Below are 21,560 nucleotides of genomic sequence, written 5' to 3'. Positions count from 1 at the left end.
AAGTTACTCAAAAAAAAGCAAAAAGGCAATTTTACAGGAGAAAATGGAAATTAACAATTTTAAAATAAATATTTTCTTTAGTTAACAAAAAGAGAAGATTATTTTTAATTATTTTTGTGCCTTAAACAAATCTATGAAGATATGTGTTTTTAGTTTGTGATATTAAAACCAGAACAATATGAAAAGATTAACAACCCTACTAATGATGATGGTCGTGTTTTTCTCTCTAACAATCACCTCTTGTCAGAAAGATCCCGACTTTGATGAGCTCTCAACAGAGTTTGTGACCTACACCGATTACGATAAGTCGGTCAATTTCTCATCGTTTTCAACCTTTTACATATCTGATACAATAAAGGTTTTGTCGGGAAAGGTTGAGAATTGGTATGATGAGAATGCTCAAACATTAATAAATACATTTGCCAATAATATGAAGGACAGGGGATATGTACAGTTGAGCAAAGCCGACAGAGAGAGTGCCGATTTAGGAATCCAATTAAGTTATGTTGAAAACTCATACTATTTTACCGATTACTATTCGCCCTATTATTGGTACGATTGGTGGTGGGGATATAACTATTGGCCGGGATGGGGTCCAATGTATCCATATCCTGCATACGCAGTAACATATCGTTACGATATAGGTTCGTTATTGGGCGAAATGATTTGGATAAATAAGGAGAAAGAGAAACTTCACCAAATATGGAGTATGTGCGTAGGAGGAACAATGAGTGGTTCAACCCGTTCTGATATAAACAATGCAAAACGTGGAATAAACCAAGCATTTACCCAATCTCCCTATATTAAAAAGTAGAATAATATAAAAGCAGACAATTATGAAAAACATAAATAAAATAATAATATCGGCATTACTGTTAGTGTCATTGCTATATGTTCCGCAAACAACAAAAGCGCAAATAACCAATAGTGGTTATCTTGATATAGATTGGCAGTTTAATATTCCAATAAACACAAACTTTGCCGACAAAGCAGCCGGTTGGGGAATGTCGTTAGACGGAGGATACTATCTGACTGACAATGTGGGAATAGGAGCCTTTATGACATATAGTACAAATAATCAATATATTGAGAGGCAAACTCTGATGTTGTCCGAAACATCGGCACTTACAACCGATCAACAACACTCAATTTTTCAACTTCCATTTGGTGTGTCACTGCGTTATCGTTTTATCCCCGATGCAATAGTGAAGCCCTATTTGGCAGTAAAATTAGGACCCGAATTTTCAAAAGTGTCATCGTACTATAACTCATTTACATCACGAGATAAGAGTTGGGGATTTTATGTGTGTCCTGAAGTTGGAACAACCATCTATTTTACTTCAAGTCAAAAAGTGGGATTGCATGTTGCTCTCTATTATAGCTATGCAACAAACAAATCAGAAGTTTTGACATATAGTGTAAAAGGGTTAAACAATGCAGGATTTAGATTAGGATTATCGTTCTAAACTCTTTGATATAAACTTAAATGTGCCATTTAGATTCTAAAGTAGAGTCATGAATGGCATATTTTTTAAAAGTTTTTTACATCTTCTCTTGCATAAGAGAAAAATAATGACTACCTTTGCAACCGCAAAAAGGATGGCGGGATAGCTCAGTTGGTTAGAGCGTCGGATTCATAACCCGGAGGTCACGAGTTCAATTCTCGTTCCCGCTACTGAGGGAAAGGTTGTCAAATGGCAACCTTTTTTTATTTCTCTAAATTTCTTATATTTGCACGTAAATAACGTGGTAATAAACAGATACTAAAGTTTGGCAATAAATATGAAAAAGAAGATAATAATATCACTACTACTAACAATTTTAGCCTTTTTACCTGTCTCGGCAAAAACATTTTCGTTTGGGGTAAAGGGTGGAGTAACACTATCAACGCTATCGTTTAAAGGTGATTTTACAGATAACTTCTCATCTAAAAATCGTGCGGGATTCTTTATCGGTCCTATGCTTAATGCAAAGTTGCCATTAGGTTTTAATATTGATGCGGCAGTAATGTATGCACGAGAAACAGTAAACTACGACAACGAACAAGGAGGAGTTTCAGATAACCGCAACCTTATAGATGTTCCTCTGAATTTAAAGTGGCAAGTTTCGCTGGCGAATGTGATTGGTATCTATTTGTCGGCGGGTCCTGATTTCTCGTTTAATTTAGGAGATATAGATAATATAGAGAATTTTATAAAAGGAACATTAGATGAACAGGGTGTTGATTCCTCAACACTGGAATCACAAACAAAAAAACTCTCAATGGGAGTAGGAGTAGGGGCTGGAATAGTTTTGTTTGACCACCTGAATATAGGTTTTAACTATATCTTCCCTCTTGATTATACCTATAAATATGTCTTAGATGATATGGGGTTGGAGTTCTCATCAAAAGCAAAACGTTGGCAAATATCAGCAGCATATATATTTTAACGGATAAAATACTATGAAAAAATTACTTTTAGCAATAATTGTGACAGTGGTAGGGGTGAGTACGTTTACATCGTGTGGAGATCCTGATGATGAATCAAATATGTATAATTGGAAAGACGTATGGTATGCCTTTGATATGGTAGAGGATGCAACCTCTCTAAAAGGACTACATGTTGATATAACATACGTTGATAGGGTTGCCCTTGAACGTAAATATGATTATAAGGGATTTGGTCAATGGGATACAATATTTACGCGTCTACCATGGGGATTTATACCTCGAATGAAGGCAACAATAATCCAACCCGAAGATTTGGTATTTACAGAGAGTGATTTTCCTGCGGTAATCCATCTTAGGATGGGAATATCAGACGGAGATCAACTTCCGGCTCGTTTAGAGGTAAAAGAGGAGTTTGCAACACTTTCAGAATTTACAAAATACATAAACGATATGGCGGAGAAAACCTATAAGGTATATCCGGCTTCTACTGAGATTGAAAAAGAGTAATTACCGGGATTATATCTAAATACCAAAAAAAATACGGATTGTCTATCAATCCGTATTTTTTTAATATCTGTTTTATGCTATTGAATTTGTTTGGCTTTTAATAAAGCCCGTTTTATTCAATATTATTGCCCGTTATTAATGGCGTCAAGTTTAAGTTGAGCCTTTTGAAGACCTTTTTCAGCAGCTTTACCATACCACTCTTTAGCCTTCTCTATGTCGCCTTTGACAGCGGCACTCTCGCCTAAATAGAATTGAGCATCAACGCAACCATCTTCAGCTGCTTTGTTAATCCATATCATAGCCGAGTCTGCATTTTGGGTAATACCTCCCCTGCCAATCATATACATTTGTCCTAAATAGAACTCAGCATTTGGATAACCTAAAGCGGCTGCTTTTCTCCAAAGCTCGGCAGTCTTTAATGTGTTTGTTTGAACACCTTGACCTCTGCTGTTATACATACCTCCAAGGAAGAACATTGCTTTAGCATCGTTTTGCTCAACAGCCATTTCAAACCATTTTACGGCTTTAGTGTAGTCACGAGGAATACCTTTGCCTCTATAATACATCTCTCCAAGATCTGATTGAGCAGTGGCATAGCCGTTGTTTGCCGATTTCTCATACCAAGCGGCAGCTTCGGGGTAGCTCTTATGAACACCTCTTCCAGTGTAGTATAATGAGCCTATAATATATTGTGCCTCTGCACTATTTGCGTTTGCGGCTTCAGTATAACACTCCAATGCTTTAGCAAAATCGGCATGAGTCATACCTAAACCGTCTAAATACATATCTCCTAAAAGAATCTTTGCTTTATTGCAATCAGGTAGTTGTTGAGCAATAGTTAAGGCAGTTTTGTAATCGCCACTGTCAAATGCACTTTTAGCCTCCTCGTAAGTTTGTGCAAAACCGCAAACCGCAGTCAATAATAGAATTGACATCAAAATAAATCTTTTCATAATCAATATCTTTAAAAATATTCAGCATCAATAAACTTAATGCCATTCTTATCCTTCTCTGACATTATGATATTCATATCCCCAATTGGCCACTCAATATTCAAATCTTTGTCATCAAATGAGATTGTAACCTCTTCTTTAGGAGCATAAATATTGTCAACCTTGTAAGCAAAGGTAGCACTCTCCGAAACCACTAAAAAACCGTGAGCAAAACCACGAGGGATAAACACCATCTTTTTGTTTTCATCCGAAAGTTCTACCATTACATATTTGCCAAAAGTCGGAGACTCTTTTCTTAGATCAACGGCAACATCAATAACTTTGCCAGATAACACCCAAACCATTTTGGCTTGAGAAAAATCTCCTTTTTGGTAGTGTAGTCCTCGTAAAACGCCTCTTGACGATAGTGATTGATTGTCTTGAATAAAATCAACCTCGCCAATCTCTTTGTCGAATAATTCCTTGCGGTATCTTTCAATAAAGTAGCCTCTGCTATCGCCAATAAAATTAGGAGTAATTACAAAAACCCCATCAATATTGGTTTTTTCAAAAATCATAGTGCGTAGAAATAAATCAATATCAAATAATTTTAAGTTTAACATTTGCTAAGTTACAATATTTCTATTAAAAACAATATTCTTTATCAAAAAAAAATATTGCAGATAGCAAATAATTACTTTGGAAAATAAAAACAGGAGCTTGCTTAGTCTGTTGAAACACTCTTTTGGTCGATAAAAATTATATTTTAATATAAGGTGTTGCCTTTTTAATTAAAAATATATACTTTTGCCACAACAGAGATATTTGTATAGTAACTATTGGATAGACGTAAGGACAAGAATAAAATAGTGTAAATTTATTTTACTCGCTACTCTGTTAATTGTGTAATAATAGTTGTCTATCGAGGTTAAAGTTTGGTACGAGATTTATTTATATTGGTCTAAAAAAATTGCGAAAGGAATAGTATGTCCTACCTTTGTAATTGAAAGTAGTCATACTTCCTCAATTTTTTTTGGTTAAACTATTCTATATATTTAAGACGGGCAGATTCGTGAGAATGTGCCCGTCGTTTTTTATAAGTCTTTGTTGCTTGCGTATATATCCCAAATATCCTCGCACGAAGATGCGAGTATATTGGCACCATTCTCTTCCAGTTCCTTTTGAGGTCTGAATCCCCAAGTGACACCAATAAAGGTTAGTCCATCAACATTCTTGGCGGTTTGAGCATCAACGCCTGAATCGCCAACATAAATAGTCTCTTCGGCACGAACATTTGTACACGACAAAATCTCATTAATAACGTAAGGGTTGGGTTTTATAGGAATGCCCTCTCTCTGTCCTAAGACTTTTATGAAATCTATATCGCCAAAATAACTCTTAATAATAGATTCGGTAGCCTCTTGATATTTATTTGAAGCAACAGCCAACATGCAACCATCGCTCATTAATCTATGTAATAGCTCCACAATCCCATTGTAAGGTTTTGTAAATACATTATTATTCTTTGAGTAGTGCCACAAAAAATACTCTCTCATCTCCCTCAAAGTCTTAGCATCCCTTCCCTCTTCGGGGAGAGCCCTCTCTATAAGCTTCATAATACCATTACCTACAAAAAAATTATAGGCGTTAACAGGATGGGTATCATAACCGCACATCTTCAATGCATAATTGCAACTCTCGGCAAGGTCTCCAATAGAGTTTAAAAGAGTGCCGTCCAAATCAAAAATAACAAGTTTGTACATACGAAAATATTTTCTTGCTAAAGTAAAAAATATTCTAAACCCAGTCAATAGTAAAAAGCAAATAACATAGTAAAATATAAAACGCAAATTGTTGATAACTTTTTATGCTTTTGGATTTGAAAGCCAATTAATGTTTCTTAAATTTGTAAACTAACCTAAACGCTCAAAAAAATAATAATATGTCGTTACAACCTTTCGTGCATTTGCACGTACATACACACTACTCAATACTCGACGGACAAGCATCCGTTCCGGCATTAGTTGATAAGGCCATAGCCGATAATATGCGAGGAATGGCAATGACCGATCATGGAAATATGTTCGGAATAAAAGAGTTTTATAACTATGTAAATAAGAAAAACTCAGGAGTAAAGTCTGAAATAAAAGCTCTAACAAAAAAGATAGAGACCTTAAAGAGCGAAGGTGCAAGTGAAGAGCAGATAGCGGAGGCAGAGACAGCCCTCTCGCAACAAAAGCAAAAGATATTCAAACCTATAATAGGGTGCGAAATGTATGTTGCTCGAGGTGAGAGTCGTTTCAGTAAGCAATCAAAATATGAGCAAGGAGGTTATCACTTAGTAGTGTTGGCAAAAAATCTTACAGGGTATCACAATCTGATAAAATTGGTATCACATGCGTGGACCGAAGGATTCTATATGCGTCCACGTACCGACCGCGATGATCTCAAAAAATATAGCGAAGGGTTAATTGTAACATCGGCATGTTTAGGAGGAGAGGTGCCACAAAAAATCCGCAACGGCTTAATCTCTGAAGCCGAGGAGGCAATAGAGTGGTATAAGAGCGTATTTGGCGATGACTACTATCTTGAGTTGCAACGACACAAAGCAACTGTGTCACGAGCAAACCATGAAACTTATCAAATACAGCAAGAGATAAACGAAGTTATTATTTCACTTGCCCAAAAGCACAATGTAAAACTAATATGTACAAATGACGTACATTTTGTAAACGAAGAGCATGCCGAAGCTCATGACCGATTAATATGTCTAAGTACCAGCCGAGACTTAGATGATGAGACACGTATGCTCTACTCAAAGCAGGAGTGGTTTAAAACAACAGAGGAGATGAACAAAGTATTTGCCGACATTCCTGAGGCTCTGGCAAATACAAACGAGATATTAGATAAAGTTGAGTTCTACTCAATTGATAATCCTCCTATTATGCCAACCTTCAATATACCTGAGGAGTTTGGCACAGAGGAGGAGTACCGACAAAAATATTCGCATCAGGATATATTTGATGAGTTTACTCGCGATGAGAACGGAAATGTAGTTTTATCGCAAGAGGATGCTGAGGCAAAGATTGCTCGATTAGGAGGATACGATAAACTATACCGAATAAAATTTGAGGCAGATTACCTCTCAAAATTGGCATACGATGGAGCCGCAAAACGATACGGAGAGTTAAACCCTGAGTTACAGGAGCGAATGAACTTTGAACTCTACATAATGAAGACTATGGGATTTCCCGGTTACTTCCTTATAGTCCAAGACTTCATTGCTGCGGCACGTAACATGGGGGTGTCGGTAGGCCCGGGACGTGGCTCGGCAGCAGGTTCTATGGTAGCATATTGTTTGGGAATTACACAAATTGACCCAATAAAATATGACCTTCTGTTTGAGCGTTTCTTAAATCCTGATCGTATCTCATTGCCCGATATTGATATTGACTTTGATGATGACGGTCGTGGCGAGGTGTTGCGATGGGTAACCGAAAAGTATGGAGCAAATAAAGTAGCTCATATTATCACTTACGGAACTATGGCGGCCAAGATGGCAATCAGAGATGTAGCCCGAGTAGAGAAACTTCCATTAAAAGACGCCGACAGGTTAGCAAAATTAATCCCTGCCCATCTGCCTGAGGTTGACGGTAAAGAGCCAAAAATAAACATAAAGAACTGTGTAAAATATGTGCCCGAGTTAAAAGATGCTGCCGAAAATGGTGACGCTCTCACGCGTGAAACAATGCTCTATGCCGAAATGTTAGAGGGTAACGTACGTGGTACAGGAGTGCATGCTTGTGGAACAATAATCTGTCGTGATGATATAACAGATTGGGTGCCAGTAAGTACAGCCGATGATAAGGAGACAAAGGAGAAACTTCTTGTAACTCAATACGAGGGCTCTGTAATTGAGGACACAGGATTAATTAAGATGGACTTTTTGGGATTAAAAACCCTATCCATAATAAAAGAGGCAATCAAGAATATTAAGCAATCAAAGGGAGTAGAGGTAGATATTGATAACATACCTATTGATGACAAACTAACATACGAGCTATATAGTGCAGGACGCACAATAGGAACATTCCAATTTGAGTCTCCGGGAATGCAGAGCCACTTGCGTAACCTTAAACCAACCACATTTGAGGACCTTATCGCTATGAATGCACTCTACCGACCGGGACCAATGGAGTATATACCTCAGTTCATCAAACGTAAACATGGAGTAGAACCAATAGTTTACGACATACCCATTATGGAGCAGTATCTGAAAGATACATACGGAATTACCGTATATCAAGAGCAGGTCATGCTCTTGTCGAGACTATTAGGAAACTTCACGCGAGGAATGTCCGATGCACTCCGAAAAGCGATGGGTAAAAAGATTCGCTCAAAACTTGATGAACTTAAACCAAAATTTATCGAGGGAGGAAAATCAAACGGGCACGATCCTCAGGTACTTGAAAAAATTTGGGGAGATTGGGAGAAGTTTGCATCGTACGCCTTCAATAAGTCACACGCCACATGTTATTCGTGGGTAGCATATCAAACCGCCTACCTAAAGGCTCACTATCCATCGGAGTATATGGCGGCAGTATTGAGTCGCAATATCTCAGATATAACTGAGATTACCAAGTTTATGGATGAGTGTAAAGCGATGGGAATAAAAGTTCTCTCGCCCGACATAAACGAAAGTAATCTTAAGTTTACGGTAAACAAAGAGGGTAATATCCGTTTTGGATTGGGAGCCATAAAAGGAGTAGGAGAGAATGCGGTAAAAGCAATTGTGGAGGAACGAGAGAAGAACGGTGTATATACATCGCTATTTGATTTTGTTCAACGTGTTAACCTGAATGCTTGTAACCGAAAGAATGTAGAGAATTTAATATTGTCAGGAGCATTTGATACTTTCAAAGAGGCGACACGTGAACAGTTCTTTGGTACCAACCCGAAAGGAGAGAGCTTTCTTGATTTGTTTATGCGATATGGTTCAAGTTTTCAGGCAGATAAGATGCAACAGCAGAATTCTCTCTTTGGTGGAGATATGGTAGTAGAGATACCTAAGCCCGAGATACCTAAAGTAGAGCCGTGGAGTGATTTGGAGCGACTAAAAAAAGAGCGAGATTTGGTTGGTGTCTATCTGTCATCTCATCCTTTACAACAATACTCACTGTTGTTGAAGTATGTATGTAATATATCTTTGATGGATTTTAAAAATTCTTTCTCAAAATATATTGGAAGTGAGGTAGCATTTGGAGGAATAGTAGTCTCATATAGAAAAGGGATAACCCAAAAAAATACGCAGTACGGAGTAATAACTCTTGAGGATTATTCGGGAATTGCAGAAGTACCACTCTTCGGACAAAGTTTTGTAGATTTTGGTGTATATGGACAGGATAATTTATATATACTTGTTCAAGGAAAGATAGAGCAACGAAAATATAGCGATAAACCTTTCTTCTCTATAAAAAATATTTCATTAATGGATGAGTCGTCTAAGAATCTCATAAAGGATTTAACAATAGTAGTTGATTCTCAAAACTTCGATTCGTCAAAAGCAATTGCCCTTAATGAACTAGTGAATAAATATGTTGGCGGAACAGGCGATTTGAAATTTGAAATAGTTGACAGAAGTTTGGGTTATAGTGTCCCGTTGTATTCACGTTCTAAGAAAGTAAACATTGAACCTGCTTTGGTTTCGGCACTCGAAGCAATAGACGGAATAGAGGTAAAGGTAAATGGTAAGCTCATTGAACGAAAAGAGAAGGAAGTAGAAGAAACTTATGAAGAAGAGTACACAACCGATTAGTAATTAAAACAATACAAAATATTTGAAAAGTGTTGATAACTTCAATATAATAATTGGTTGTAAAATAAAAAAATATATATAAATTTGTAAACCTAAAAAAAATAACAGAGCGGTTGATTCTCGTTTTTTCGGGGGAGATCAATCGTAGAAGTAGTCCCTGAAAAATAAAAAAAAATAGAAAATTATGGCATTAGAAGTTACCGATGGTAACTATCAAGAGTTATTATCAGGCGATAAATTAGTAGTAATAGATTTATGGGCAGAGTGGTGTGGCTCTTGTAAAGGTATGCTGCCTACAATCGAGGAACTTGCAACAGAGTATGAAGGTAAAGCAATAATAGGAAAATGCGATACTGAGGATAATTACGATTTAACAGATAACTACAAAGTTCGTAGTCTTCCAACAATTCTATTCTTTAAAGGAGGTGAGTTAGTAGATAAAATCGTAGGATCGGCAACAAAAGCAGAACTAAAAGAGAAGATAGATGCAAATCTATAATCTCCTTCCGTAAAAGAAAGAGAAGTAACCTAAAAGGTCAAAAATAAGAGAGGGCAACTTTCAAAGTTGCCCTCTCTCTTATTGTGGATATTTTAGTTTAATACCTAATTGTATATCTTTAGAATGCAGGCGGCTGTGTCAAAATACAAATTTTGGCTCAGCCTCTTAAGAGTTATAAGAATTGGTAACAATGTTTATTATAAATCCTCCAGAATCTTCTTCAAAACAACTTGAGCCGAAATCTCTCGGTTAGCAGCCTCAGGAATAACAATTGATTGTGGCGACTCAATAACATCATCAGTTACAATCATATTGCGTCTAACTGGTAAACAGTGCATAAAGTAAGCATTATTAGTTAAAGACATCTTTTCGCTATCAACTGTCCAATCAGCATCTTGGTTTAGAACTTTTCCGTAATTAGGATCACTATAAGCCGACCAGTTCTTCGCATAAATAAAATCAGCACCCTCAAAAGCCTTGCGTTGGTCATATTCAACTTTTGCTTTACCAACAAACTTAGGGTCAAGTTCATAACCTTTAGGATGTGTAATAACAAACTCATAGTCGGTCTCGTTCATCCACTCTGCAAACGAGTTAGCAACAGCCTGAGGCAGAGCCTTTGGGTGAGGAGCCCAAGTGAGAACAACCTTTGGACGTTCACTCTTTTTATACTCCTCAATAGTTATAAGATCGGCAAAACTTTGAAGAGGATGTCTTGTTGCAGCCTCCATACTGAATACAGGACGGCCCGAATATTTAATAAATTGAGAGATAATCTTCTCCTCATAATCATCACTCTTGTTCTCAAATTTGGCAAACGAGCGAACGCCAATAACATCGCAGTAACAACCAATAACAGGTATAGCCTCTAATAGATGCTCGCTCTTGTCGCCATTCATAATAACACCACGTTCAGTCTCCAACTTCCATGCACCTTGATTGATGTCTAATACCATAACATTCATTCCCAAGTTCATAGCAGCCTTTTGGGTACTCAAACGAGTTCTCAAACTTGAGTTAAAGAAAATCATTATAAGAGTTTTGTCCCTTCCTAACTCTTTGTATCCAAATCTGTTTGCTTTAACCTCAAAAGCCTCTTTAAGAGCCTCTTTTAAATTGCCTAAATCTTTAACATTGGTAAAGTGTCTCATATCTAATTATAATTTTATTGACAACATTTTTGAACGGTCGCATCATCACGGGTTTGACCATTGCCTCTAATAATATATTTATAACTTGTAATCTCGTTCAGAGCCATAGGACCACGAGCGTGAAGTTTTTGAGTGCTGATACCAATCTCTGCACCAAAACCAAACTGACCTCCATCGGTAAACGCAGTAGATACATTACAATAAACACACGCAGCATCCACCTCTTTTGAGAAACGCTCTGTAACTTCGCTGTTCTCTGTAATGATAGCCTCGCTATGTTTCGAAGAGTATGTGGCAATATGCTCCACAGCCTCGTTGTAACCCTCAACGCATTTCACCGAGAGTTTGTAATCAAGGAACTCTGTACCCCAACTCTCAGCATCGGCATATTTTAGTAACTCATTAGGATATTCTCCGTTTAGAGCATCAAAGCACGCTTCGTCAGCGTAAACAATTACATTTTTATCTTTTAGAGGAGCAAACAAAGCAGGTAAATCAGCAATTCTACTTTTATCAATAATTACAGAGTCAATAGCATTGCAAACTGAAACTCTTCTTGTCTTTCCGTTGAAGATAATCTTTTTACCCTTTTCAATATCACCATCTGTGTGAAAATATGCGTGGCAAATACCGGCGCCAGTCTCAATAACTGGAACTTTAGCATTATCCCTCACATAGTTGATAAGATTTTTACTGCCTCTTGGAATTATCAAATCAACATAACCAACAGCTGTTAATAACTCTGTTGAAATAGTCCTGTCGTTACCAAGCAAAGTGACTGAGTTAGAGTTAATTCCAAACTTTATCAACACCTTGTTGATAACTTCTATAATTGCTGCATTTGAGAACTGAGCCTCTTTGCCACCTTTTAGGATACAGGCACTACCGGCCTTAAAGCAAAGCGAGAAAACATCAAAGGTAACATTAGGTCTTGCCTCATAGATAATACCAATAACACCAAAAGGAACAGAGACCTTACTAATCTTCATTCCATTAGGGCGAACATCCTCCCAAAGCGTTCTACCAAGAGGTGAGGGAAGAGTAGCAACTTTTCTAATATCCGAAGCAATATCTTTAATACGCTTCTCGGTGAGCATCAGCCTATCATATTTAGGATCGCTCTTATCCATAGCATCAAGGTCGCGTCTGTTCTCCTCTAAAATATATTGGCAATCCTCCTCTGCTTGGTCGGCAAGAGCCGTCAAAACCTCGTTAATGGTTTTCTCATCCAACAAGTTTAAAGCCGCCGCCGCTCTCCTTGCATTTACAAAAGTATCTTTAAGTATCATAATCTTATACATTATATATATAACTACAAAGGTAATAAAAAATGCGAAATATGCTATATGTATAAATTACAGATTAAAAGATGTGATAACTAAAATTTCTATGTCATAATAAAAAAGTCCAAAGTATTTAACCTTGGACTTTTGTGCTTATTTAATATATTCCCTTCTCTTACTCGTTGATTAACAACCAAGCGTCATCAAATTTACCTGGGAAACGTTGTTTGATAGCCTCTCTGAAAGTAGTAGCCGCTTCTCTTGTATCAAAACTTGCAGCAACAACTCTGTACCATCCTTTAGCATTTTGAACGGTAAAAGCATTGTAGCCGTTACTTATTAGATTGTTTTTTAATCCGTTAGCATTGGTGGTAATTGAAAATGTACCAACAATAACGTTAAATCTTTTAAGTTTACCAGCATCACCAGCATCAACGGTGGTAACTTTCTCTACGGTAACTTTAACAGGCGATTCAACCTTGGTAACCGAGGGAGTCTCAGTTACAACAGTAGTTTGAGTTGGTTGAGTAGGAGTATTAACCGACTCGTCTGCTAACTCTTTCTCTTGAGCCATTTTGTAAGCTGCAGTGTAAGTACTCTCTTTAGCTTTACATCCTACCATTAGAAAACCGGCAATAGCAATAATTGCAATAGTGTTTAAAAATTTCATACTCTTTTATTAAAAATTAAATTATTTATTTTGATTTTGATCTCTCTTTAGCATCTGTTTTCCAAAGTTATGTTCGCAGTTAAAGAACATAAACATCTGTTTGGGAGTAAGTATTTGTTTAAACTTCTCATAGTACTCGCTCTCAATATACGCAATTTTAGATGGAAGTTCAGCCAATTTGTTAGCAACCTCAGCATACGCTTCATCACTTACAGGTTCGGTTGATTTTCTTATCTTTCTCGCTTCTTTATGAACAGAGAACATAATATTAAATTTTGCTTTCTCTAATTCATTATAGAGAACAAAGAATTTTTCTGCCTCACTATCGCTCAAAGGAATGCATTGTTTTAAGTACTCTTTCTTAGTCTCCATGTACTTAATCATCATTTGAGAACATTTGCCACTTTTGTTGGCGTTGCTCTCTTGAGCATTAACACCTAAGAAAGGGATAAGAGCTAAAAATGATATGAGTAAAAAACGTTTCATAACACTATTGTTTATTTGTTATCAAGAATATTGAGTCTTTTTTTTTAATTTCCCTCGGCAATAAATTCGTATAGAGCAAAATCCGAAACATTGTTATAGAACATAAAGTCTTCAAAAACTTCGCTCTCAATCTCCTCTGTCGAAGAAGCCATCTGTTGTTGGTTGCTCAAGTCTCCGCTTGTCCATACAAAAACTTTGAACATAAGAGCAATACCGGCAAACATTGCTGCCATATAAACCCATGGCTTAGCCATAGTCCAAAACGAGATAGGGGCAGGGCGTTCAACAATAATCTCCTTTTCGGGCAGATTTTGCATCACTCTGTCGTGTAGTGTCTCAAAGTACCCATCGGGAACTTTCATACCACTATTTCTGTTAATATTATCCAATATACCTTTATTCATACCTCTCTTTTTGCTATTTGACAGATTAAATAAAAAATGGTTTAATCAACACTCTTGGATTTTATATAATTCTCTATTTTTTTTACTGCATGGTGATAAGTAGCCTTTAATGCACCCACCGAAGTCCCTAATATATCCGAAATATCCTCATATTTCATTTCATCAAAATATTTCATATTAAAGACCAATCTCTGTTTCTCTGGAAGAGACATAATAGCCTCTTGTAAATATTTTTGGATATCATCACCATCAAAATATTCATCGCTCTCAACTGACGATAACATATAGTCGTTTTCGCCGTCCAACGAAATATTTTGCATTTTGCGTTGCTTGTTCAAAAAGTTTATACTCTCATTAACAGCAATTCTGTATAACCATGTAGATAGTTTAGCATCACCTCTGAACATCTCAATGTTATCCCAAGCCTTTAAGAAAGTATTTTGTAATAAATCATCGGCATCTTCGTGCGAAGCAACCATTCTTCTTATTTGCCAATATAGCGGACGTCCAAAATGTTTAACAACCTCCGAAAACGCATCTCTGCAAGTATCGGGGTGTCTCAACTCTTCGGTGATTTTATCTTCATCAAATTGTGCCATCTAAATGTCCGTTATATCTTGGTTTATAAATCGGTGTAAAGATACGAAATAAAACTCAAATAAAAAAGTTGTTAGTTACAACCACTTGCTTATTTGTAATTAGTCTAATTTGACTAATTAGACCAATTGGACTAATATATCAAAAAAACTAATAGATGATAACTAACACAAACCTAAAGTTCCCTTAAATCAACAATGCCGTTCATCACGGCATAAATGGTAAGGCGACCAATTGATTTAGAGCCAACCCTTTCGCAGATATTCTTTCGGTGAAAAATAACTGTTGAAGTAGATATGTTAAGCCTGTCGGCAATCTCCTTATTGATATAACCTTTAACAATAAGTTCAAGTACCTCTTTTTCGCGAAGCGACAAACTCTCCTCTTTGAACTTCTCTGTGTGGTGGTGTGGCGAATGTGAATGATGAGTGTGATTGTGAATCATAAGTAAACTCTTAATCAACTCACGTTCGGGAAGCAAAATGTTTATATGCTTAAACTCTTTGTGAGTAAACTCCTCTCCCTCGTTTAGTACAATACATCTTCGTGCAATTTGTGAGAAGTACTGCAAGTTCTCGCAAACAATCTCTCCAGATACAAAATATAGAAATATCTTATCCTTATACTCCTCGGTTAGCTCCTCAATATTACTGAACGATATAATCTCAACACTCCCCATTGCACCCATAAAAGGCATAATATCATTTAAGATAGTACGCATAGCAAGGCAACAAAGCGAATTTTGATGTATTACTGCAATATGTGAGGGATGATTGTGCATAAATAAAATGTTTACGATACAAAAGTAATACAATTAACCTTAATATAAAACTATAATAAATGATAGTTGACTAAAACTATAATAGAGTGTAATTTTGCAAACGTTAAAAAAAGATAGTAAATGATGAAAATTTTAAAAGCGATAATTCCGTTATTATTCGTTGTTGCAACAATTTCGGCAAATGCCACCAATGTAAACGTAGAGGCAATGCCCGATTCAATACAATATAGTGTTGATTTGGATGCAGTAGAGATAATATCAAACCCAAAAACCAACACCCCTGTAATAACATTTCCGGGATCGGTATCGGTCTTAAATGCTCAAATGTTGGAACAAACCAATACAGTGTCAATAAAAGATATATCATCGTATGTTCCCAACCTATATATCCCCGATTATGGAACAAAACTAATATCGGCAATATATATCAGAGGAATAGGCTCACGAATAAACTCTCCAGCGGTAGGATTATATGTTGATGACGTCCCCTATATAGATAAAAGTTCGTTCGACTTTGATTTTAACGATATATCAAAAGTAGAGGTGTTTCGTGGTCCGCAAGGAACTCTCTTTGGAAGAAACACTATGGCAGGTCTAATAAATCTCTATACCGTTTCGCCATTCCAAGAGGAGGGACTAAAAGTAAAACTTGGTGTGGCAAACTACGACACCTACAATGCCGCATTTAATTTCAGAAAGAAAATTTCCGATAAATTCGCTCTTTCACTATCGGCAAATTATAACACTCGTGATGGCTATTACACAAACCAATTTACGGGTAAAAGTTGTGGAGATGAAGATGTTGCAGGAGCAAACTTAAAGTTACAATTCCGTCCCACTTCATCGTTAGATATAACACTTTCATCAATATATGAGTATAGCAATCAGGATGGTTATGCCTATCAAATGTACGATAAATCAACCCAAGAGGTCTCTCCCATAAACTATAACGATTATGCCGGATATAAGAGAAATATGTCGGTTAATTCGCTAAAGATAGCATACACACACGAAAAATTCTTGATGAACTCGGTTACAAGTTATCAATTCTTAACCGATGATATGAATCTTGATCAAGATTTCACCCCTGTTCGAGATTTTACATTGCAACAAAAACAGAAACAAAACGCTATAACACAAGAGATAGTTTTCCGTTCGCCCAAAACAGTTAAAGGGTGGGATTGGTTGGCAGGAGTATATGGTTATTACTCGCATATTCGTACCAAAGGACCTGTAACTTTCTACGATGAGGGATTACAATATATGGTTGAGATGCCATTTAATACAATGTATTCGCAAATAGCATCACGACCAGGTTTTCGAGGACCAAAAGATTTATCACTTCAACTCGATAAAACCACACCTTTATGTGTTGATGGACTATACAAAACTCCATCATGGGGAGTAGCAGGATATACACAAGCAACATACAACAACCTATTTACTGAGGGCTTATCACTAACAGTAGGTTTACGATTGGAGTATGAGAAGACAAAACTCAACCACTTAACCAACTCTCTCCGCAATATGACAGGGGCAATAGTTGGTTCAATGCAGATACCACAAATGCCATTCCCTATACCTATCAACGAGGCAATAGACGTTCCTCTATCGGTGCAGGGGGATGAGAGTATGGATGCTCTTGAACTCTTACCTCGATTTGAGATTGAGTATAAAGTAAACTCTTCATTATATACATACGTTTCAGCAGCAAGAGGTTATCGCTCGGGAGGATATAACTTCCAAGCATTCTCCAACATAATCCGCAACAAGATGATAATAGGAGCTGTTGGCAATTATGCATCAATGATGCCTCCTGCAATGACTGCCGAAACAGATGTAAACACAATGATAAGTTACGCACCCGAGCATAGTTGGAATTATGAGGCGGGAATGCACTACGATTTAGCCGACAAACGTGTTGCATTTGATTTGGCTCTATTCTTTATCGATTGCAAAGACCAACAAATATCGGTTGTAGAGGGCTTTGGACGTGTAACAAAAAATACAGGTCGCACACATAGTACAGGAGTGGAGGCTGCGTTGCGATACTCTCCTATAAAACCATTGCAATTGTCGGCATCGTACGGATATACACACGCAGTTTTTAGTGAGAACTATGACGGAGAGCGTTCATATAAAGGTAACTATGTGCCATTTGCACCAGCACACACATTGGCAGTTGATGCAACATACACTCTTGATGTGAACAAAAAATGTTTAGATGCAGTAGAGTTCAACTTGGGAATGACTGGGCAAGGACGCATATATTGGACCGAGGCAAACGATGTTTGGCAGAACTTCTATGGATTATTGAACTCAAGCATAACACTCCGCAAAGGTGTAGCATCGGTATCGGTGTGGGGTAAAAACCTAACCGCAACCAACTATCACACCTTCTATTTTGAGACACTTAATGCTAAAAACGTAATGTCTCAATCGTCATTTGTAGAGCGAGGTCGCCCCATAACATTTGGAGCCGATGTGGTAGTGCGTTTTTAATAAAGAACTTTCGGAAGATATAATTTTGAAAATAGATAAACAATTATTAAGTTTGCACACAGATGAGTGCTAAAACATAACCTGAATGAAGTTCTCATTCAGGTTTTTTATTTAAACAGGAATAATGCTAGGGAAAATTAAAGAGAAGAGTTATTATCCATGGTTGGTTGTTGTGTTGCTATCAGGAGTGGCATTTCTTAACTATATGGATAGGCAGATGCTAAGTACAATGCGATTTGCCATGTCGGAAGATATAATTGAGGTTGCCGAGAGTTACACAGGTCCATGGGGCTGGGGTGCATTGATGGCTGCCTTTATGTGGATTTATGGATTGATGAGTCCTATATCAGGAACAATTGCTGACAGACTAAACCGCAAATATCTAATTGTTGGCAGTCTATTTGTATGGTCGGCGGTAACCTTTTTGATGGGATACGTTGATAACTATTGGCAACTATACACTCTACGTGCAGTAATGGGATTTAGCGAAGCATTATATATCCCCGCAGCACTATCTCTAATTGCCGATATTCATAGCGGAAAAACACGCTCTATTGCCATTGGAATACATATGACAGGTCTGTATCTTGGTCAGATAGCAGGAGGTTTTGGCTCAATATTCTCAAGCAAACTTGAGTGGCAAAATGTATTCTTATTATGCGGATTAATAGGTATGATATATGCCATAGTGCTTATATTGTTTATAAGTGATCCGGGTCGTGAGAAGAAGAGTGTTGCAACCACTCAGCCAAGCATATTCAAGGGTGTGGCTTTGGTATTGACCAATGTAGCATTCTGGGCAGTATTGTTTGTCTTTACCACATTGAGTATGCCGGGATGGGCAACTAAAAACTGGTTACCTGAACTATTGGCAAAGGTAATCAATAGCAATTGGGGAATAGAGATAGGAAAGGCAATGGATTATGCAGGGCCAATAGCGGTAATATCGCTTGCGGGAGCATCATTCATTGGAGCGATGATAGGCGGAAAACTATCCGACAAATGGGTGCAAAAGAATGTTCGTGGACGTGTATATACAAGTTGTATAGGATTGGCATTGATAGTGCCATCGTTGGTATTTATGGGCTTAGGTAATAGCCTCTTTGCTGTGGTACTTGCTATACTATGCTTTGGTATAGGATACGGATTCTTTGATACAAACAATATGCCTATTCTTTGTCAGTTTGTGCCTTCAAATCAACGAGCAACAGCATACGGATTTATAAATATGGCAGGAGTACTTGGAGGAGCAGCCATAACAACGGCACTCGGTAACTTGTCGTTAGGAACAGGCTTTGCCTTACTCGGTGGAGTTGTTGTGTTATCGTTACTTGTGCAGATAACAATGCTACGCCCTAAAACAGTAAATATGGAATAAAACAAACATAATATAAGACTATGGAAAAGATTAAAGGACTTATTGATGCACCATTTACCCCATTCTATGAGAATGGCGAGGTAAACTACGAACCAATAGCGGCGTATGCCGATATGTTATATAAAAACGGGCTAAAAGGAGTTTTTATAAATGGTTCTTCGGGTGAGGGATATATGCTGACCGATGAAGAGCGTAAACGTCTTGCAGAGCGTTGGATGGAGTGTGCTCCCAAAGATTTCAAAGTGATAGTACACGTTGGAAGTTGTTGTGTCAAATCGAGCAAGGAGTTGGCACGTCATGCACAAGAGATAGGAGCATGGGGTATAGGAGCAATGGCTCCCCCATTCCCAAAAATTGGACGCATTGAGGAGTTGGTAAAATATATTGAGGAGATAGCATCTGGTGCTCCAAATCTACCATTCTACTACTACCATATACCAGCATTTAACGGAGCATTTTTGCCAATGACAGAGTTGTTAGCGGCTGTTGATGGCAGAGTTCCCAACTTTGCAGGAATAAAATATACGTATGAGAGTATATACGAATACAACCAATGCCGTTTATATAAGAACGGAAAGTATGATATGCTTCACGGACAAGATGAGACAATTCTCCCCTCATTGGCAATGGGTGGTGCCGAAGGAGGTATTGGAGGAACAACCAACTACAACGGGCGTGAATTGGTTGGAATTATCGAAGATTGGAAAGCAGGAAACATTGAGTCGGCTCGTGAACGTCAGAACTTCTCACAAGAGGTTATCAATGTAATATGTCACTATCGTGGAAATATTGTAGGCGGTAAACGAATAATGAAACTCATTGGTCTTGATTTAGGTAAAAACCGCACTCCCTTCCGTAATATGACAGATGAAGAGGAGATGGCAATGAAACAGGAGTTGGAGGCAATAGGATTCTTTGAACGTTGTAATAAATTTTAGACAATGGACGTAAAAGCATATATAAAAGGGTGGCAAGAGAGTTATAAAAGTGATTTTGTAAACAATATAATGCCCTTTTGGTTAAAGTATGGATTAGATAGAGAGAATGGCGGAGTATATACCTGTCTTAATCGAGATGGCTCTCTTATTGATACAACCAAGTCGGTATGGTTTCAAGGTCGTTTTGGCTTTGTTGCAGCCTTTGCATATAACAATATAGAAAAGAACAAAGAGTGGTTGGAGGCTTCGAAAAGTTGTATCGATTTTATCGAAAAAAACTGTTTTGATAGTGACGGCAGAATGTACTTTGAAGTAACCGCAGAGGGGACACCATTGCGTAAACGCCGTTATCTCTTCTCTGAGTGTTTTGCTGCCATTGCAATGTCGGAATATTCAATAGCATCGGGCGATAAAAGTTATGCAGTAAAGGCTTTGGATTTGTTTGAAAGAATACTCTATTATCATGAAACACCCGGTGTGTTAGAGCCAAAATATCTTCCTACGCTAAAGGCAAGAGGACACTCAATAACAATGATATTGATAAATACTGCATCTCGTATAAGAGCCGCCATTCCATCGGAAAAACTTGATAAGCGAATTGAAGAGTCAATATCAGACCTTAAAAAATACTTTATCCATCCAGAGTATGAGGCTCTACTTGAAATGGTAGGTGAAAACGGAGAGATTATTGATACTATTAACGGACGCACCATAAATCCGGGGCACTGTATCGAAACAGCATGGTTCTTATTAGAGGAGGCTCGTTATCGTAACTGGGATAAAGATATAGTTGATACTGCAATAAAGATACTTGACTGGTCATGGAAGTGGGGCTGGGATGAGCAATATGGAGGAATAATCAATTTCAAAGATTGCAAAAATCTACCACCTCAAGACTATTCACAAGATATGAAGTTCTGGTGGCCGCAAACTGAGGCAATCATTGCTACACTATACGCATATTTGGCAACAAAAGATGAAAAATATCTTGAAATGCACCGTCAAGTAAGCGAGTGGACATACGCTCACTTCCCCGATAAAGAGTTTGGCGAGTGGTATGGTTATCTTCATCGTGATGGAACAGTAGCACAACCCGCAAAAGGAAACATATTTAAAGGACCATTCCATATACCACGTATGATGATACGCTCTTATATGTTGTGCGATGATATATTGAATATGTAAT

At 37.5% G+C, this 21,560-nt stretch carries 20 protein-coding genes and 1 tRNA gene; 11 read left to right on the top strand and 10 right to left on the bottom strand.

The window, feature by feature from the left end:
- Positions 1-178 precede the first annotated feature (178 nt).
- The 5 genes from IKK64_07690 to IKK64_07670 all read left to right on the top strand — a co-directional run bounded on the left by IKK64_07690 (position 179) and on the right by IKK64_07670 (position 2,938).
- On the top strand, positions 179-814 hold the full coding sequence (locus IKK64_07690) for a DUF4136 domain-containing protein (protein MBR4119940.1): 636 nt from the start codon (positions 179-181) through the stop codon (positions 812-814).
- Positions 815-836: 22 nt separating this feature from the next.
- Positions 837-1,466: a porin family protein gene (locus IKK64_07685; GenBank protein ID MBR4119939.1), complete on the top strand. Its 630-nt coding sequence runs from the start codon at positions 837-839 to the stop codon at positions 1,464-1,466.
- Between the two features lie 135 nt (positions 1,467-1,601).
- Positions 1,602-1,675: transfer RNA gene (locus IKK64_07680), tRNA-Met, on the top strand.
- A 107-nt stretch (positions 1,676-1,782) separates the two neighbouring features.
- The gene (locus IKK64_07675; protein ID MBR4119938.1) at positions 1,783-2,430 is read left to right on the top strand and encodes a PorT family protein; all 648 of its coding nucleotides are present in this window, start codon (positions 1,783-1,785) and stop codon (positions 2,428-2,430) included.
- Between the two features lie 13 nt (positions 2,431-2,443).
- Positions 2,444-2,938: a hypothetical protein gene (locus IKK64_07670; protein MBR4119937.1), complete on the top strand. Its 495-nt coding sequence runs from the start codon at positions 2,444-2,446 to the stop codon at positions 2,936-2,938.
- A 122-nt stretch (positions 2,939-3,060) separates the two neighbouring features.
- Here the strand turns inward: IKK64_07670 and IKK64_07665 are convergent, their stop codons facing one another.
- The 3 genes from IKK64_07665 to IKK64_07655 form a co-directional block, all read right to left on the bottom strand.
- Positions 3,061-3,891: a sel1 repeat family protein gene (locus IKK64_07665; GenBank protein ID MBR4119936.1), complete on the bottom strand. Its 831-nt coding sequence runs from the start codon at positions 3,889-3,891 to the stop codon at positions 3,061-3,063.
- A gap of 11 nt (positions 3,892-3,902) precedes the next feature.
- On the bottom strand, positions 3,903-4,448 hold the full coding sequence (gene rfbC / locus IKK64_07660) for a dTDP-4-dehydrorhamnose 3,5-epimerase (GenBank protein ID MBR4119935.1): 546 nt from the start codon (positions 4,446-4,448) through the stop codon (positions 3,903-3,905).
- A gap of 516 nt (positions 4,449-4,964) precedes the next feature.
- Positions 4,965-5,633: an HAD family hydrolase gene (locus IKK64_07655; protein ID MBR4119934.1), complete on the bottom strand. Its 669-nt coding sequence runs from the start codon at positions 5,631-5,633 to the stop codon at positions 4,965-4,967.
- Between the two features lie 179 nt (positions 5,634-5,812).
- On the opposite strand from IKK64_07655, the gene dnaE reads away from it, so the two are divergent.
- Both dnaE and trxA read left to right on the top strand, forming a co-directional pair.
- Positions 5,813-9,685, top strand: coding sequence for a DNA polymerase III subunit alpha (dnaE, locus tag IKK64_07650; protein MBR4119933.1), 3,873 nt, complete (start codon positions 5,813-5,815; stop codon positions 9,683-9,685).
- 184 nt (positions 9,686-9,869) lie between these two features.
- On the top strand, positions 9,870-10,184 hold the full coding sequence (gene trxA / locus IKK64_07645; protein ID MBR4119932.1) for a thioredoxin: 315 nt from the start codon (positions 9,870-9,872) through the stop codon (positions 10,182-10,184).
- A 197-nt stretch (positions 10,185-10,381) separates the two neighbouring features.
- On the opposite strand, the gene IKK64_07640 is transcribed toward trxA, so the two are convergent.
- The 7 genes from IKK64_07640 to IKK64_07610 all read right to left on the bottom strand — a co-directional run bounded on the left by IKK64_07640 (position 10,382) and on the right by IKK64_07610 (position 15,556).
- Positions 10,382-11,335, bottom strand: coding sequence for an N-acetylornithine carbamoyltransferase (locus tag IKK64_07640; GenBank protein ID MBR4119931.1), 954 nt, complete (start codon positions 11,333-11,335; stop codon positions 10,382-10,384).
- Positions 11,336-11,349: 14 nt separating this feature from the next.
- Positions 11,350-12,624, bottom strand: coding sequence for a glutamate-5-semialdehyde dehydrogenase (locus tag IKK64_07635; GenBank protein MBR4119930.1), 1,275 nt, complete (start codon positions 12,622-12,624; stop codon positions 11,350-11,352).
- A 169-nt stretch (positions 12,625-12,793) separates the two neighbouring features.
- On the bottom strand, positions 12,794-13,288 hold the full coding sequence (locus tag IKK64_07630) for an SPOR domain-containing protein (protein ID MBR4119929.1): 495 nt from the start codon (positions 13,286-13,288) through the stop codon (positions 12,794-12,796).
- 21 nt (positions 13,289-13,309) lie between these two features.
- Positions 13,310-13,774 carry a hypothetical protein gene (locus IKK64_07625; GenBank protein MBR4119928.1) on the bottom strand — a complete coding sequence of 155 codons (465 nt, stop codon included), beginning with the start codon at positions 13,772-13,774 and terminating at the stop codon, positions 13,310-13,312.
- A gap of 44 nt (positions 13,775-13,818) precedes the next feature.
- Entirely contained in the window at positions 13,819-14,178 is a 360-nt protein-coding gene (locus tag IKK64_07620) for a hypothetical protein (protein MBR4119927.1), read from the bottom strand.
- Positions 14,179-14,219: 41 nt separating this feature from the next.
- Positions 14,220-14,777 carry a sigma-70 family RNA polymerase sigma factor gene (locus IKK64_07615; GenBank protein ID MBR4119926.1) on the bottom strand — a complete coding sequence of 186 codons (558 nt, stop codon included), beginning with the start codon at positions 14,775-14,777 and terminating at the stop codon, positions 14,220-14,222.
- Between the two features lie 173 nt (positions 14,778-14,950).
- Positions 14,951-15,556 (bottom strand): helix-turn-helix transcriptional regulator, encoded by a 606-nt coding sequence (locus IKK64_07610; protein MBR4119925.1) that lies wholly within the window; start codon positions 15,554-15,556, stop codon positions 14,951-14,953.
- Between the two features lie 120 nt (positions 15,557-15,676).
- Between IKK64_07610 and IKK64_07605 the strand changes: the two genes are divergently transcribed.
- The 4 genes from IKK64_07605 (at position 15,677) to IKK64_07590 (ending at position 21,559) form a co-directional block, all read left to right on the top strand.
- A complete protein-coding gene (locus IKK64_07605) occupies positions 15,677-18,058 on the top strand; it encodes a TonB-dependent receptor (protein MBR4119924.1) in 2,382 nt (793 codons plus the stop codon).
- Positions 18,059-18,182: 124 nt separating this feature from the next.
- Positions 18,183-19,436 carry an MFS transporter gene (locus tag IKK64_07600; protein ID MBR4119923.1) on the top strand — a complete coding sequence of 418 codons (1,254 nt, stop codon included), beginning with the start codon at positions 18,183-18,185 and terminating at the stop codon, positions 19,434-19,436.
- Positions 19,437-19,456: 20 nt separating this feature from the next.
- Entirely contained in the window at positions 19,457-20,374 is a 918-nt protein-coding gene (locus IKK64_07595; GenBank protein ID MBR4119922.1) for a dihydrodipicolinate synthase family protein, read from the top strand.
- Between the two features lie 3 nt (positions 20,375-20,377).
- Positions 20,378-21,559 carry an AGE family epimerase/isomerase gene (locus IKK64_07590; GenBank protein MBR4119921.1) on the top strand — a complete coding sequence of 394 codons (1,182 nt, stop codon included), beginning with the start codon at positions 20,378-20,380 and terminating at the stop codon, positions 21,557-21,559.
- Position 21,560: the final 1 nt, after the last annotated feature.

The sequence above is a fragment of the Bacteroidales bacterium genome (assembly GCA_017521245.1).
Taxonomy (GTDB): Bacteria; Bacteroidota; Bacteroidia; order Bacteroidales; family G3-4614; genus Caccoplasma_A.
Note: the sequence above shows the minus strand (reverse complement) of the source record. Positions and strands in the feature narration are given on the sequence as shown.